This is a genomic window from Streptomyces sp. NPDC002868 (assembly GCF_055563295.1).
In genome coordinates this window covers 1-1472 of sequence record NZ_JBVHDR010000090.1, presented here as the reverse complement: position 1 = coordinate 1472, position 1472 = coordinate 1, and the positions used below count along the sequence as shown (strand labels likewise).

Sequence of the window (1472 nt, the reverse complement as noted above, 5' to 3'; positions counted from 1 at the left end):
ACGTACGGGCAGGGCCGGCCTGTGGATCGGCCGTTGTGGCTGGGGTCGTTGAAGTCGAACGTCGGTCACACGCAGGCGGCTGCGGGTGTGGGCGGCGTGATCAAGATGATCACGGCGATGGAGCATGGCATGCTGCCGCGCACCCTCCATGTGGATGAGCCGTCCTCGCATGTGGACTGGTCAGTGGGCAATATCCGGTTGCTGACGGAGAACACGGGGTGGCCGGAGGTGGACCGGCCGCGCAGGGCGGGCGTGTCCTCGTTCGGGATCAGCGGGACTAACGCGCACGTGATCCTGGAGCAGGCTCCGCCGGTGGAGGCTGTTGCGGGCGAGGGCGCTGGGTCCGGCGAGGGTGAGGGGCGCGAGCTGCCGGTGGTGCCGGTGGTGGTTTCGGCGGTGAGTCCCGATGGTCTGCGGGGGCAGGCGGAGCGGTTGCTGTCGTTCGTGGAGGCCGACCCCGAACTGCCGCTGGGTGACGTCGGTCTGTCGTTGGTGACGACGCGGTCTCCTTTGGAGTACCGGGCAGTCGTGCTCGCCTCGGAGCGAGAAGGACTCTTGCGGGGGCTACGGGCTCTCGCTCATGGGGAGTCCGAGGCGAGTCTGGTCCTGGGCTCCGGGGAAGCCGGCGGTCGTACGGCGTTTCTGTTTGCGGGTCAGGGTTCGCAGCGGTTGGGGATGGGCCGGAAGTTGTACGGGGCGTTCCCGGTCTTTGCTTCGGCCTTTGATGCGGTGTGTGGGTTTGTGGATGGTGAGTTGGGTTGTTCGTTGCGGGGGGTGGTGTTCGGTGATGATGCGGAGCTGTTGAATCGTACGGAGTTTGCGCAGCCTGCGTTGTTCGCTCTCGAGGTCGCCTTGTTCCGGTTGGTGGAGTCGTGGGGTGTGCGGCCGGATGTGCTGTTGGGGCATTCGGTCGGTGAGTTGGCGGCGGCCTACGTGGCCGGTGTGTGGTCGCTGGAGGATGCGTGTCGTCTGGTGGCCGCCCGTGGCCGGTTGATGCAGGCTCTGCCCGAAGGCGGGGCGATGGTCTCTCTGCAGGCGTCGGAGGCGGAGGTGTTGCCCCTGCTGGCGGGCCGGGAGAGTGAGGTCGGCCTGGCGGCGGTCAACGGTCCGGATGCGGTGGTGATCTCCGGCGTTGAGGAGGCGGTCGGGGAGATCGCCGATCATTTCCGTGGTCTGGAGCGCAAGACGACGTCGTTGCGGGTGAGTCATGCGTTTCACTCGCCGTTGATGGACCCGATGCTGGAGGACTTCCGCCAGGTGGCGGAGAGCATTTCGTACGAGCCGCCGCGGATCGCGGTCGTGTCCAATGTGACCGGCGCGCCGGCCACGCCGGAGGAACTTGCCTCGGCGGAGTACTGGGTGGGGCACGTCCGTCATGCGGTGCGGTTCGCCGACGGCATCCAGCGCCTGGAGGAGCAGGGCGTCAGCCGGTTCCTGGAGTTGGGCCCCGACAGCACGCTGACCGCCATGGC

The 1472-nt window shown here is 67.5% G+C and carries 1 protein-coding gene; it reads left to right on the top strand.

Going from position 1 to position 1472, the window contains the following annotated elements:
• Nucleotides 1–1472, top strand: a 1472-nt coding sequence (locus ACZ3H8_RS40830) for an acyltransferase domain-containing protein (RefSeq protein ID WP_467410454.1), incomplete at both ends; no start/stop codon positions are given.